The sequence below is a fragment of the Sphingomonas bacterium genome, from assembly GCF_903643035.1.
GTDB lineage: Bacteria > Pseudomonadota > Alphaproteobacteria > Sphingomonadales > Sphingomonadaceae > Sphingomonas.
In genome coordinates this window covers 1-14,039 of sequence record NZ_CAHJWW010000048.1, presented here as the reverse complement: position 1 = coordinate 14,039, position 14,039 = coordinate 1, and the positions used below count along the sequence as shown (strand labels likewise).

General features: G+C 69.9%; 10 protein-coding genes. 4 read left to right on the top strand and 6 right to left on the bottom strand.

The window, feature by feature from the left end; genetic code table 11:
* Window positions 1–1,638: gamma-glutamyltransferase family protein (locus HUV01_RS04945; protein WP_174297200.1), on the top strand; the 1,638-nt coding region annotated here is incomplete at its 5' end.
* 55 nt (window positions 1,639–1,693) lie between these two features.
* On the opposite strand, the gene HUV01_RS04940 is transcribed toward HUV01_RS04945, so the two are convergent.
* Window positions 1,694–2,164, bottom strand: a complete 471-nt coding sequence (locus tag HUV01_RS04940; RefSeq protein WP_174297199.1) for a Fur family transcriptional regulator — start codon at window positions 2,162–2,164, stop codon at window positions 1,694–1,696.
* A gap of 161 nt (window positions 2,165–2,325) precedes the next feature.
* Between HUV01_RS04940 and HUV01_RS04935 the strand changes: the two genes are divergently transcribed.
* Window positions 2,326–4,263, top strand: a complete 1,938-nt coding sequence (locus tag HUV01_RS04935; protein ID WP_174297198.1) for a M1 family metallopeptidase — start codon at window positions 2,326–2,328, stop codon at window positions 4,261–4,263.
* A gap of 105 nt (window positions 4,264–4,368) precedes the next feature.
* On the opposite strand, the gene HUV01_RS04930 is transcribed toward HUV01_RS04935, so the two are convergent.
* Window positions 4,369–6,555, bottom strand: coding sequence for a TonB-dependent receptor (locus HUV01_RS04930; RefSeq protein ID WP_174297197.1), 2,187 nt, complete (start codon window positions 6,553–6,555; stop codon window positions 4,369–4,371).
* Between the two features lie 243 nt (window positions 6,556–6,798).
* Between HUV01_RS04930 and HUV01_RS04925 the strand changes: the two genes are divergently transcribed.
* Together HUV01_RS04925 and HUV01_RS04920 are read left to right on the top strand one after the other, a co-directional pair.
* Entirely contained in the window at window positions 6,799–7,659 is an 861-nt protein-coding gene (locus HUV01_RS04925; protein WP_174297196.1) for a formate/nitrite transporter family protein, read from the top strand.
* 106 nt (window positions 7,660–7,765) lie between these two features.
* The gene (locus tag HUV01_RS04920) at window positions 7,766–8,863 is read left to right on the top strand and encodes an AI-2E family transporter (RefSeq protein WP_174297195.1); all 1,098 of its coding nucleotides are present in this window, start codon (window positions 7,766–7,768) and stop codon (window positions 8,861–8,863) included.
* A 3-nt stretch (window positions 8,864–8,866) separates the two neighbouring features.
* Here the strand turns inward: HUV01_RS04920 and HUV01_RS04915 are convergent, their stop codons facing one another.
* The 4 genes from HUV01_RS04915 to HUV01_RS04900 form a co-directional block, all read right to left on the bottom strand.
* Window positions 8,867–9,451, bottom strand: a complete 585-nt coding sequence (locus tag HUV01_RS04915) for a PqiC family protein (protein ID WP_174297194.1) — start codon at window positions 9,449–9,451, stop codon at window positions 8,867–8,869.
* A gap of 2 nt (window positions 9,452–9,453) precedes the next feature.
* Window positions 9,454–11,169 carry an intermembrane transport protein PqiB gene (locus HUV01_RS04910; protein WP_174297193.1) on the bottom strand — a complete coding sequence of 572 codons (1,716 nt, stop codon included), beginning with the start codon at window positions 11,167–11,169 and terminating at the stop codon, window positions 9,454–9,456.
* Window positions 11,166–12,389 carry a paraquat-inducible protein A gene (locus tag HUV01_RS04905; RefSeq protein ID WP_174297192.1) on the bottom strand — a complete coding sequence of 408 codons (1,224 nt, stop codon included), beginning with the start codon at window positions 12,387–12,389 and terminating at the stop codon, window positions 11,166–11,168. The genes HUV01_RS04910 and HUV01_RS04905 overlap by 4 nt, the downstream gene beginning before the upstream one ends.
* A 190-nt stretch (window positions 12,390–12,579) precedes the next feature.
* Window positions 12,580–14,039, bottom strand: a 1,460-nt coding sequence (locus tag HUV01_RS04900) for an ABC-F family ATP-binding cassette domain-containing protein (RefSeq protein ID WP_174297191.1), incomplete at its 5' end; no start/stop codon positions are given.

Below are 14,039 nucleotides of genomic sequence, written 5' to 3'. Positions count from 1 at the left end.
CATGGCGCGGCCGGCACCGCGCACCCGCTGGCGACCCAGGCGGGCATCGCGATCCTGCGGGCGGGCGGATCGGCGGTGGATGCCGCGGTCGCGATCAACGCGTGCCTCGGGTTCCTGGAACCCACGTCCAGCGGGATCGGCGGCGACGCCTATGCGATGGTGTGGGATCCCGGCGCGCGACAGGTCGTCGGCCTCGCAGGTTCGGGTGCGTCGCCCCGCGGGCTGACGCTGGAGACCGTCCGGGGCCGTGCGAGGAACGGCGCCCTGCCGCCGCTGGGCGCGGTCAGCGTATCGGTGCCGGGCGCGCTGGACGCGTGGTGGACGCTCCATCGCCGCTACGGCAAGCTGCCGTGGCGGGACGTGTTCGCCCCCGCGATCGCGCTGGCAGAGGACGGTGCGCCGGTCCCCGACATCATCGCCCGCTACATCCGCGGCAATCTGGCGGCGTTCCTGCGGCCCGGCGCCAGCGTGGAGGAGACGGCGAACGCGATCCGCACCTATGGCCTTGCGGACGGCAAGGGGCCGCTACCCGGCCAGCCGTTCCGCAACCCCGACCTTGCCCGCACCTATCGCGCGATCGCCGCCGGCGGGCGCGACGCCTTCTACACCGGCGAGATCGCCGCGACGATCGAGCGGTATTTCAGGCGGATCGGCGGCTGGATGACGCGCGCCGACCTCGCCGCCCACCGGTCCGAGTGGGTGACCCCCCATGCGACCGACTATCGCGGCACGACCGTCCACGCGCTTGGCGCGAACACGCAAGGCATCGCGACGCTCCAGATGCTGAACATGATGGAGCGGTTCGACATGGGAGCCGCCGGCTTCCAGTCGCCGGCCGCCATCCACTGGAGCGTGGAGGCCAAGCGCCTGGCCTATGAGGACCGCGCCCGTTTCTACGCCGATCCCCGCTTCGCGCAGGTGCCGGTCGAGTGGCTGATCTCGAAGGACTATGCCGCGCAGCGCGCCGCGCTGATCCGCCCGGACCGCATCGGGACGCCGGTGCATCCGGGCCAGGCGCCGAGCCATGGCGACACCACCTATTTCACCGCCGCCGACAAGGACGGCATGATGGTGTCGATGATCCAGTCGAACTTCCGCGGCATGGGTTCGGGGCTGGTCGCGGACGGGCCGGATGGCCGGACCCTGGGTTTCATGTTCCAGGATCGCGGACAGCTCTTCAGCCTGCGCGACGGCCACCCCAACATCTATGCGCCCGGCAAGCGTCCCTTTCAGACCATCATCCCGGGTTTCGCCACGCGGGGCGGCGAGCCGTGGATGAGCTTTGGCGTCATGGGCGGCGACATGCAGCCGCAGGGGCAGGTGCAGATCGTCTCCAACCGCGTCGACTATGGGCTGGAGGTGCAGTCGGCGGGGGACAGTCCGCGCTGGCACCACGAAGGCTCGTCGCAGTCGATGGGCGAGGATGCCGCCGGCCTGCCCGCGGCGGGGCTGCTGCGTCTCGAAAGCGGCGTTCCCGACGCGACCAGGGCGGCGCTCGCGGCGATCGGCTGGACGATCGGCACGCCCGATGGCGGCTTTGGCCGTTACGAGGCGATCGAGCGGCGGATGGACGGCGGCGATCGCGTCTGGGCCGCGGCGAGCGAGATGCGGGCGGACGGCTGCGCGCTCGCCTATTGACGGCAGGGAGGCCGGCCGCGACGGCCCGCAGGTGTCCGGGCGCCGTCCAGGGCCGCTACGTCTCCGACGCGCACTCCTGGCACAATCCCCTGACCTCGATCACGGGACGTTCCGGGACATAGCCCGCCTTTTGCGCGACCGCGCGTACCCGGCGGGTTATCAGGTCGTCGTCGAGGTGGGTCGTGCGGCCGCACCGGTCGCAGACGAGGAAGATGCAGTCGTGCAGGCAATCGGGATGCGCGTTCACGACATAGGCGTTCTGGCTCTCGACCCGCCGGACCAGATTGGCGCCCACGAACAGGTCCAGGATCCGGTAGACGCTGTTCGCGGCGACGCGGCGGTTCTCGCGCTTGGAGATCGCGTCGGTCACGTCATAGGCGGAGGCGGGACGATCGAACCCGGCCAGCGCGTCGAAGACGGAGGAGCGCATCGCGGTCCATTGCTCGCCGGCCCGCTCCAGCGTCGCCTGCGCGGCCAGCGCCAGCGCCTTGCCGGAGTGTTCGTGGTGGGCGTGCGCCTGTGACATTCCCATTAGGTAGCGATCGGGAACCAAAGCGGCAACGGCGCTCGTCGGGGACGCGTCCCGATCCGGACGACCCGTCGGCGCAGCCTCGCGCGAACGGCTAGTGACAAGTCGCGGGCGATCATGGACTCTGCGCTCCCGACCCGCTTTCGACAGGACCGCCGATGCCGAGACCCGCGACGTTCAGCTACCTTCCTCTGCTGGCGCTGATCGGGGCGGCGCCGTCCGGCTATGCGCCGCGCGAGACGTTCGCGCCGTTCGACATGGGCCAGGCGGTCAACGCATATCGCGGGGCGGACGGCCTTCCCGGACCGGGCTATTGGCAGAACCGCGCCGACTATGCGATCCATGCGACGCTCGACCCCGCGGCGCACGCGATCGCCGCGACGGTGACGATCGGCTACACCAACAACGGTCCGACGGCGCTGGACGTGTTGTGGCTTCAACTCGACCAGAACATCTACAAGCCCGACTCGCGGGGTCGGCTGACGGGCGGCGGCAGCAGGGGCGTGGGCGGCTCGACCGACGGCATGGTCCTCGATTCGGCCGGCATAGCGGTCGGCGGCGGGGCGGCGGTGTCCGTGGCGCCGCTGGTCAGCGACACGCGCGCGCAGTTGAAGCTGCCGACGCCGCTCGCGCATGGCGCCAGGGCGGTCGTCACCATCCGCTATCACTACACGGTTCCCGCGGCGCCCTGGGGCGGACGCACGTCGTGGGGCAGCACGAAGAGCGGCGCGGAGGTCTATGACGTCGCGCAATGGTACCCACGGCTGGCGGTGTACGACGACATCCGCGGCTGGGACACCGCCCCTTATCTCGGGCAGGAGTTCTACCTCGAATACGGCGATTTCGATTATTGGGTGACGCTGCCCGCCGGCATGACGATGGCCGGTTCGGGCGCGTTGCAGAACCCGGCCGAGGTGCTGACCGCGACCGAGCGCCGGCGGCTGGCGCAGGCGGCGGCCAGCGATGCGACCGTGACGGTGCGGGGTCCCTCCGACCTCGCCGCCACGCCGGCGAGCGGCACGCGCACCTGGCATTTCCGCATGACCAACACCCGCGACGTCGCGTGGAGCGCGTCGAGCGACTTCATCTGGGACGCCGCGCTCATCCGCCTGCCCGGCGGCGGGACGTCGATGGCGATGTCCTATTACCCGCCCGAGAGCGTCGGCGCCGGCAAATGGGGCCGCTCCACGGAATATGTGAAGGACACGGTCGAGAACATGTCGCGCCGCTGGTACCCCTATCCCTGGCCGGCCGCGATCAACGTCGCCGGTCCGTCGAGCGGCATGGAATACCCCGGCATCGTGTTCGACGCGCCGGAGGACGCCGGCAAGACGCTGTTCTGGATCACCGCGCACGAGATCGGGCACGACTGGTTCCCGATGGTCGTGGGCTTCGACGAGCGCCGCCACGCGTGGATGGACGAAGGCTTCAACACCTTCATCGACACGTATGAGTCGGAGGACTTCAACCATGGCGAGTATGCGCCAAAGCGCGACAGCGAATATGCGCCCGGCGGCGGCGATCCGGTGGACGAGATACTCGCCCTGCTCGCCGATCCGGACGCGCCGCCGATCCTGTCGCGCGCGGACACGGTGACGGAGAAATACCGCCACCCCGTGACCTATTTCAAATCGGCGCTGGGGCTGCGCCTGCTCCGGGAGGAGATCCTCGGCCCCGAACGGTTCGACCCCGCCTTCCGCCGCTTCATCGCCGCCTGGGCGTACAGGCACCCCAAGCCGGCCGACTTCTTCCGCGCGATGGAGAGCGAGGCGGGCGAGGACCTGTCGTGGTGGTGGCGCGGCTGGTACCAGAACAACTGGCAGATGGACCTGGCGGTAGCGGGGATTGAGTCCGGGGCGGACGGCGCAACCGCCGTCCGCGTCGAGTCGCGCGACCGGCTGGTGATGCCGGCGACGCTCAGGGTCGGCTATGCCGACGGCCACCACGTCGACATGCGGCTGCCGGCCGAGACGTGGATCCGGCAGTCGTCGGTCGCCATCGGCGTACCCGCCGGCCGGGTCGTCCGCGCCGAACTCGACCCCGACCACAGGTTGCCCGACCGGGACCGGAGCGACAACGCCGCCTCCGCCCAATAGGGCGATGGGCGGCGGGGAAGGGGCCGGTACGAGGTCGGGATCGGGAGGCGGGACCCGGAACAGAGACGGTGTCCGCCGTCTCCGCTCCGGGTCCCGCGCCGATCGCTACAGGTCCTTGGACAGGCCCACGAAGAAGCCCCGGCGCGCGCCATATTGCGGTGCGCCGACGCCGACGCCGGACCCGTCGCGGATCTCGTAGACATGGTCGCCGACGTTGATGACGTCGAACCGGATGCCGACGCGCGGACGCGCGAGGTGATAGCTCGCCGACAGGTTCACCACCGCATAGTCGGGCAGCGCGTTGCCGTTGGGCACGTCGCCATCGGCGCGCAGGCCCGACCCGTAGAGCGCATCCGCACCGATCCTGAGCCCGCGCGCGACGCCGTGCTGGATGGAATAGGAGATGCCGCCCGACGCCGTATAGGTCTGGTCGTGGTCGAGATAGATGTAGTGGTTCTGGATGTACGCCAGATCGGCCGGATCGAAGTTGAACTGGCTGGACGTGACGTTCTTGCCCGTCGCCTTCGAATAGGCGAAGTTCGCATAGGCGAGCAGGCCATGCGCCGCGTAGCTGGTGTTCGCCTCCACGCCATGGATCTTCCCGCGGAAATAGTTGAACGGCGTCAGCACGATCGGCGCCCCGAACTGTCCCTCGTCGATCAGGTTCTTCGAATAGCGCAGATAGCCGTCGACGCCGAAGGTCAGGTCGCCCAGCTTCTGTTGCGCGCCAAGATCGATGTAATGCTGCCGCTCGGCGAACGGCGTCGTGTTGACGAGGCTCGGCGCCGCGGCGCTGGTGCCCTGGAAGTTGACGACGCTCGTGGTCGCGACGAGCTCGAACGGCGGCGGCGAGAAGTAGCGGGCATAGCCCAGGTGGACCGTCGTGCCGTTCTGCTGATAGACGATGTTCGCGCGCGGGCTGAACTGCTGCTCGCTGCGATAGCCGCTGTAATGGTCGAAACGCCCGCCGACGTTCAGCGTCAGCACGGGAAGGAGCTTCAGCTCGTCCTGGAGGTACACGCTCTCGGTGACTTCGGTCTGGCCGCCGTTGTCGGCGATGCGGATCGGCTGGCCCAGCTGGTTTCCGTCGTCGTCGAGCAAGAACACGGAGGTGTCGGTCTGGCTGGTGCCGCGGTCGCGCGTGATGATGACGCCGCCGCGCACCGTGTTGGCATCGTTCAGCCGATAGGCGGCGTCGACCTGGCCACCGAAGGTGAAGTCCTTCTTGTAGGCCTGCTGCGCCTGCCCGTTGAACAGAAGCTCGCCGAGCGTGTCCGGCCGGTACCGCAGCGTCGAATAGCGCGCGAAGAGCGATGCCTGATAGGTCAGCGGGCCTGCGTCGTGGAGGAAGGCGAGCTGGCCGAACGCGGTCTTCTCCAGCTGACGCTCGTTCAGGGCCTCGCTGGCGAAGAACGGCGTCAGTCCGTTCGCCGCCTGCACCCCGTCCGTCTGCGCGTTCAGCCCGCGCGAGTTGGGGATCTGGAAATACTGGTTGGAATAGCCGCCGACGAACGAGACGCGGTTGTCGGCGTCGATGATGTGGTCGAGATAGCCGAAGCCCTGGAACTGGTCGGTGCGGTCGTGGACCGCCGTGCGGCCGCTGTCGACGTTCTCGATGCCCAGGTTGTTGCGGCGATAGTCGCCCGAGACGAAGAAGTTGGTGCTGCCCGAATGACCGCCGTATTCCACGCTCGGCTCGATCATGTCGTGGCTGCCGCCATAGATCGAGGCGGAGCCGCCGTTGTTGAACAGGCCGCTCTTGGTGGTGATGTCGATGATGCCCGCGCTGCGCAGGCCGTATTGCGCGGGGAGCGCGCCCGTCAGCAGGCTGAACCGCTCGATCAGCCGCGGCGACAGCGTCTGGCCGAACACCGCGATGCCCTCGGGCAGGATGGTGCCGTTGATCCGGTACTGAAGGTTGTTGTGGTCGTCCCGGACGTGGAACTGGCCAAAGCCGTCCTGCACGACGCCGGGAAGCTGAAGGATGATCTGGTTGAACTGCTGGTTGTCGCCGCCGGGCAGCGCCTGGATCGTGTCGTTGGTGATGGTGTAGCTGGTCGCGCCCAGCGAGGGCTGGATCGATGCGCGCGCCGCGTCCAGCCGCCGCGCCGTCACGACGATGTCGGACGACGCGTCGGGGGCGACCCGGTCGGGCGCCGCGTCGACGCGGCCCTGGCCGGACGCCCCTTGCTGCTGCGCGGCGGCCGGATCGGCGGTCGTGTTCACCTGCGCGAGCGCACCCGATGCGTGAAGCGCGAACACGCTCGTCGCCATGACCAGAACCTTGCGCATGATAACTCCTACCCGAATCCCGCAGCGCCTAGCGGAAACAATGTAACATATCCAGCCTGGTCCGACGGGTGTCGGCGGACCGCCGCTTTTCCGTGGCGGATCGCCGCCGGCCCCCGCCCCGGCTGGTCTCGCCGGTCTGGAAGGCGGGGAGAGGCGGGGGCGGCGGCGGCGGCCGTGCGGCAAAGGACACCCGGCCCGCCCGGCTCGTTGTCGGCGGCATGTGAAACGACGAGGCGGAACGCGATGAGCGACGATCAGGCGGACGCCGGCCGCGACGAGGCCGCCCCTTCCGCCTCGCTGTCGGAACCGGAGGCCGATGCGGTCGCCGCGCGCAAGGCGGGTTCCGCCAAGGTGGTGCATGAGGTGATCCGGCTGCAGGGCGACGAGGAACTGGATCGGCCGATCGCATCGCTCCTGTTCTCCGCCTTCGCCGCCGGGGTCGCGATCAGCGCCTCGCTGATCGCGGAGGCCTCGCTGGAGGTCCACCTGCCCGACGCGCCGTGGCGCACGCTGGTGGTCGGGCTTGGCTACACCGTCGGCTTCGTCATCGTCATCATGGGCAACCTCCAGCTCTTCACGGAGAACACGGTGACGGCGGTGCTGCCGCTCGCCACCCACCCGACATGGCGCAACGTCGGCCGGCTCGCGCGGCTTTGGGGGGTGGTGCTGGCCGCCAACATGGCCGGCACCTTCCTCGTCGCCTCGCTGATGGCTCGTCAGGCGATCCTGTCCCCCGAGCAGCTGGCCGCCGCGCTGGACCTGTCCGCCACGGCCATGAGCCATGGCGCATGGGGCACGTTCCTGCTGGGCATGCCCGCCGGGTTCCTTGTCGGATCGATCGCCTGGATCCTGCCGAACGCGCGGGGCAGCGAGTTCTGGGTCATCGTCATCATCACCTACACGGTCGCGATCGGCGGGTTCAACCATGTGGTGGCGGGATCGGGCGAGGCGTGGCTGATGCTGCTGTCGGGCCGGGCGAGCCTGGCGCAGGCGGTGCCGGGCTTCATCCTGCCGGTGCTGGCGGGCAACATCGTCGGCGGCACCGGACTGTTCGCGGTTCTCGCGCATGGTCAGGTCCGACCGGAGATCAAGCCCCAGGGATGACGGTCGGGGGTTGAGGGTTGGAGGGCTGAAGGTCAAGCGACGCGGATCGGGTGATCGGGTGATCCGTTATAGTGGCTCGTCCGTACCCGGCGGCAAAGGACATGCGATGACCGACACGACCAGCGGCCCGGCGCCGATCACCGCGCGCGACGAGGCAAAGGCGGTGCGATCGCGACAGCTGTGGCTGACGGTGGCGATCATGGCGGCGGCCGGCTGGCTGACGCTCGCGTTCCTGACGCCGATCGCCTGGGGCGCGGTGCTGGCGATCGCGGAGTGGCCGCTGTACCGCCGCGCCGCGGCGCGCGTTCCGGGCCGGCCGGGGCTGCTCGCGCTCGGCTTCACGCTGGCGACCGCGCTGCTGGTCATCCTGCCACTGTCGCTCGCCGCGGTGACGCTGGCGCAGGAGAGCCAGGGCGCGATCGACTGGGTCCAGCACGTCCAGAAGTCGGGACTTGCGCAGCCGACGTGGTTGGGCGCCCTGCCGCTGGTCGGCGCGAAGGCGGCGGGCTTGTGGCAGCAGCATCTGGGCACGCCGCAGGGCGCCGACGCGCTGCTCGGCGGTCTGTCCGCCGGATCGATCCTGGGCTGGACGCGGTCGATCGGGGGCGAGGTGGCGAAGGAGTCGGCGATGTTCCTCATCACCCTGCTGGCGCTGGTGTCGCTGCTGGCGCGCGGCGACCAGATCGCCAAGTCGGCGCACCTCGTCTCGGTCCGCATGTTCGGTGCGTTCGGCGGCGAGTTCCAGGAACGGATGATCGGCGCGGTCCGCGCCACCGTCAACGGCACCGTGCTGGTGTCGGTGGTCGAGGGCGCGTTGATCGGCGTCGGTTATTACGTGGCGGGCGTGCCCCAGCCGCTGTTGTTCGCGGTGTTCACGATCGTGCTGGCGCTGGTGCCGTTCGGCGCCTGGGCGGCGTTCGGGCTCGCCGCGCTGATCCTGCTGGGGACCGGCCATGTGCTGGGGGGCGCGCTGCTGTTCGGGTTCGGCGTCGTCGTGATGACGGTGGGCGACAACGTCGTGCAGCCGAGCGTCATCGGCAGCGCGGTGGAACTGCCGTTCCTGCTGGCGATGATCGGCGCGTTCGGCGGGCTCGACCAGATGGGGCTGGTCGGGCTGTTCGTCGGCCCGGTCGTCATGGCCGCGCTGTTGCTGGTATGGCGCCAGTGGATGGCGCCGGCAAAGGAGGCGACCGCGCCGGCATGACGGTCAGCGCGGTGCCGGCAACTCCGCCACGACGCGGTCCGCCAGCTGGCCGATCAGCGCGCTCCACGCCCGCGCCGCGTCGACTGGCGTGTCTCCCGCCAGCGGCGCCTGGAGCTGGACGACGTGCGGGACCGGCGAGGGGCCGACGCGAAAGGACACCGTCATGGTCGCGGTCGCGCCCGATCCAGACCCGGGCCCGGACCTGGCGGGAGTGAAGTCCAGCACCGTCGCCTGCACCACCGTCTCGGGCTTCGTGGGCGCCGCGTCGGGGGCCAGCACCGCCCCGGCGGCGAGCCGCTGCGTCAGGTCGCGGATCAGCGTGTCGCGCGCGAGCCGGCCGAGCGGCGCGGACCAGCGCGCGAAATCCGCAACCTTCAGCGTCCCCGCGCTCGGCTGCGACACGTACTCGGGCCGGTCTAGCGTCACGGGCACATGGACGAACGGCACGCGCAGCGGCGCGCCACGATAGCTGGCCGGCGGCGCGGGGGGCGGCGCGGGATCGATCGTCAGGAACGTCGTCGCCGGGCTGTGGCCGCAGCCCGCCAGCATGAGCGCGCCTGCGATCGTGGCGGAGAGAGCGTAGCGCACCGTCATTTCTCCTTGGCCTTGCCGCGCAGCAGCGACTCCGGGTGGCGATCCAGGTAATCCGTCAGCGAACGGATCGAGCGCGCCGCCTCCGTCAACTGGCGCACCGCCTCGGGCAGGCTCTCGTCCTGGTTGGCGCCGCCGCCGCCCAGCGTGCCCTTCGCCGCCGCCGCGGTCTGCTGCAGCTCGCTCGCGGTCTCGTTCAGCCTCGTCATCAGCGGACCGATCTGAGGCTGCACCTGACGGGTGATGCCGTCGAGCTGCTTCAGCGTCGCATCGAGGTGCGTCAGGCTGTCGCTAACCTGCGGCGATCCCGTGATCCGCGAAAGGTTGGCCGTCAGCCCGCGCACGTTGGCGCCGATCTGTTCGAGCGGCATGCGGTTGACCTTGGCGAGCACGCCTTGCGCCTGATCGATGAGGTCGCCGACATCCCCCGACGCGATGGCGACGGGGATGACCGGATGGTCCGCGCCCGCGAGCAACGTCGCCGGCCGCGACCCGGCACCCCTTGCAAGCGCGATCGCATGGCCGCCGACCAGCGGGATCGTCTGGGTCAGCGTCGCGCGATAGCCCTGCGCCAGCAAGGCGCGGACGGCGGCGTCGGTCGACGCGCGCCACACGGCCGGCGCGGCCGCGTCGTCCTGCCTCACGTCCAGCTTCAGCGGGAACAGCGCGATCGTTGCCGCGGTATAGGGCCGGCGCGACCCGGGCGCGAAGACCAGCCGCGCCGAGCGCACCTCTCCCACCTTGTAGCCCAGCAGCGACACCGGCGCGCCGTTGGTGAGGTCGCCGGCCGCACCCTGCAATACCAGGTCATAGTCCTGCTCGGGTCCGGACGGACCCTGATGCGCGTCGGCGTCGCCGTCGTACAGCGGGAAGGCACTGCCCTGGGGCAGCGGCGCGCCGCCGCGCGCGCCTTCGGGCAGGTCGAACTGCACCGATCCCGAGAAGACGCTGGAGGGGGAGGCGATCTGCGTCTGGAGCCCGCTGCCGCTCAGCGACACCTTGAACGGGCTGCCGCGCCAGAACAGCGCGCCCGACCGCACCAGCCGGTCGAACGGGGCGTTGACGAACACCTGGACGCGGAACTGGTCCAGCGCGCGGAACCCGGTGTTGGTGACGCTGCCGATGTTCTGCCCCTGGTACAGCACCGCCGCGCCGGGCTGGACCGATCCGAGCATGTTGGTGTCGAGATAGAAATACCGACCCTTCGCGCCCGGCATCACCAGCGGCGCGCGGTCCAGGCCGGTGAAATGATGAGTCGGCGTGCCGCCCTTGCCGGGAGCCAGGCCGACGATCAGCCCCGCGATCGCGGCGCGCACCGATTGCAGGTCGGTGATCGACGGCTGCTCACCGATCAGCCAGAAACGCGACGCGGTGTTGAGCGCCGGTTCGGCCTGGCGGGTCATGCTGAGCGTCAGCGTGACATGGCCGTCCCCGGTCGGCGCTATCCTCGTGACGTGGCCGACCTCGACCCCGTTTTCCAGCACCTTGGTATCGCCCGGCGTCACGCCCTCGGCGTCCAGGAACGTCACCGTCACCTCCGTGCCGCGCGTCGTCAGCCAGCGGACGCCGAGATAGCCGACCACCAGCAGCGCGGCGAGCGGGACCGCCCAGACGAGGCCGGGCCAGCGCCGGCGCATCCGCCGGGCCGTCGGCCAGTGCCGCCCGTGGTCCGCATCGCCGCCCGAGGGGGAGGGGGTGGATCGCTCGTCGCTCACTGGTGTCTCCCCGCCGCGTCCCACATGAGACGCGGGTCGAACGTCTTGGCGCTGATGATCGTCAGGATCACCACCGCGGTGAAGGGCACCGCCGCGGGCTCCGCCCGGCCATAGATCAGCGCATTGTAGTGCATCACCGGCGTGAAGCATCCGATCACGAACGGATCGACCATCGACCAGCGGCCGATCTCCTCGACCACCCGATAGGTGCGCGTCTTGGCGACCAGCCGGCGGGGCGAGCGGCGCAGCACCGACGACATGCACCAGCCGAGCCCCGCGAGCTTGAGCGCGGGGATCAGGAAGCTCGCCGTGAACACCAGCAGCGCCAGCCCTAGCAGCCCCGCCTGGACGAGATCGATCACCCCCTGCAGCACGGTGTATTTCACCGGATGGTAGTGGATCGGCAGCGTCGCCAGCGGATAGAGGTTCGCCGGAATATAAAGCAGCACGGCCGCGATCGTCAGCGCCAACGTGCGGGGCAGGGAGAACTTCAGGCGCCGATGTAGCGTCTTGGCGCAGCGGGTGCAGGGGTCGCCGGCCTGCGCGGCGGGGTGCAGCTGCTCGCACGCATGGCACACGACGCTCGCGTGGGCAGGCGGCACGTCGGTGTCGGGCGCGATGCGGCTCCATACGTGCGTCTTGTCCAGCGTCGCGCGCACGAACAGCGACAGCAGGCCGGCGAGGATGTAGCAGATCGCGCCCGCGCCCAGATGCACGTCGATCGATGCGTGCAGGCGCGCATAGGCGACCGCGAGGCCGATCAGGAACACGTCGGGCATCGCCCACGTCTCCAGCTCGTTCGCCCAGCGGAACGCGCGGCCCAGCCATGCGCGATGCACACCGCGCTCGACGAGCATGAGCACCAGCGTCAGCAGCGCGAACCGCACGATGGGGAAGACCACCGCGAACAGCAGCACCGCGACCGCCAGGAACGGCCAGCCGTCGGTGAGCATCGCCCGCGCCGACGAGGCCGCGACGCTCTGTCGCGACACGCCCAGCGCCTGCGTGACCAGGAAGGTGGCGAGATTGCCGGGGACCAGCAGGATCAGCGCCGCCGCCGAGCAGGCGAGCGCCCCCGTCACGCTGCGCCCGTGCGTGCGTTCGAGGATGTTGCGGCAGGCGACGCACTCGACGACGCTGCCACGCTCGCGCGGCGGAAGAGTCTGGCGCGTGCCGCAGTCGATGCACGCGATGGCGCTGACGGAAGCGGCTGCGGTCATGGAGGTTCACCGCCCCATTTCGCAGAAGAGGTCAAGACTTTCCTCCCGTCGCCCCCTTTGCCGCTCGCCCCCGCAGCCTGTCGACGGGCCGCCTCCTCTTCGGGCGGCGAGGAAGGACGGTGCCCTGGACACGCCCGGCATGAACGGTTGGGGGCGGGAAAGGACTAGAAAGGGAGAGCTCGGCGGTCGCTCACGCCGCCAGCAGCTCCAGTTCCTCGTTCGCCGCCAGCCACGTCGCCTCGGCGGTCGCGATCTGGCCCTGGAGGTCGGCGCGGCGCTTCATGAGTTCGCTCATCGTCAGTTTCGCCAAGTCGCCCGGCGCCGACGCGGGATCGAACATCGTCCGGTCGACCGCGCTCAACCGTTCCTGGAGCGTCGCCAGCGCGCCCTCCGCCTCCTTGGCGCGCTTGCCGAGCGCGTGGCGTTGCTCACGCGCCTCCGCCTCGCGCTTCTTGTCCTTCTTCCTGGTCTTGCCGCCGCCGCCCGGTTCACCCTTGAGGATCAGCGCGATGTAGTCGTCGAGGCTGCCGTCGAAATCCGTCGCGGTGCCCGCGTCCACCAGCACCAGCCGGTCCGCCGTCATCTCCAGCATGTGCCGGTCGTGGCTGACGATCACCACCGCGCCGGTATAGGCGTTCAGCGCCTGGATCAGCGCCTCGCGCGCATCGACGTCGAGGTGGTTGGTCGGCTCGTCGAGGATCAGCATGTGCGGCGCGTCGCGGGTGATGAGGCCGAGCGCGAGCCGCGCTCGCTCGCCGCCCGACAGCTTGCCGACCAGCGTCGTCGCCTTGTCGCCCGAAAAGCCGAACCGGCCGAGCTGGCCGCGCACCGCCGACTGGCTGGCGCCCTTCATCAGCCGGGTCATGTGTTCGAGCGGCGTGTCGTTCCGGTCCAGCTCCTCGACCTGGTACTGGGTGAAGTATCCGACGCGCATCTTGCCCGACGCGGCCATGTCGCCTTCCATCGGCATCAGCTGCGCGGCGAGGAGGCGCGCGAGCGTCGTCTTGCCGTTGCCGTTGCGCCCCAGCAGCGCGACGCGGTCGTCCGGATCGAGCCGGAAGTTCAGCCGTTTCAGGATCGGCGTCTGCGCGTAGCCGACGCTCGCCATGTCGAGCGTCACGAGCGGCGGGCGCAGCTCGTCCGGGTTGGGGAACTGGAACGACAGCGACGGATCGTCGAGCACCGCGGCGATCGGCTGCATCCTCGCAAGGGCCTTGGCGCGCGACTGCGCCTGTTTCGCGGTCGAGGCGCGGGCGGAATTGCGGGCGATGTAGTCCTTCAGCTTGTCCGCCTCCGCCAGCTGCTTGGCGCGGGCGGCCGACTGCTGCGCCTGTTGCTCGGCGCGCTGGCGCTCGAACGCGTCGTAGCCGCCGGGATAGAGCGTGAGCTTGCCGCGATCGAGGTGAAGGATGTGATCGACGACGTTGTTGAGGAAATCGCGCTCGTGGCTGACGAGCAGGATCGTCGCTGAATAGGATTTCAGGAAATCCTCCAGCCACATCACCGCCTCGAGGTCGAGGTGGTTGGACGGCTCGTCCAGCAGCAGCACGTCGGGCGCGGAGAACAGCAGCGAGGCGAGCGCCACGCGCATCTTCCACCCGCCCGAGAAGCTGTCGAGCGGCCGGCCCTGCATCTCCTCGTCGAAGCCGA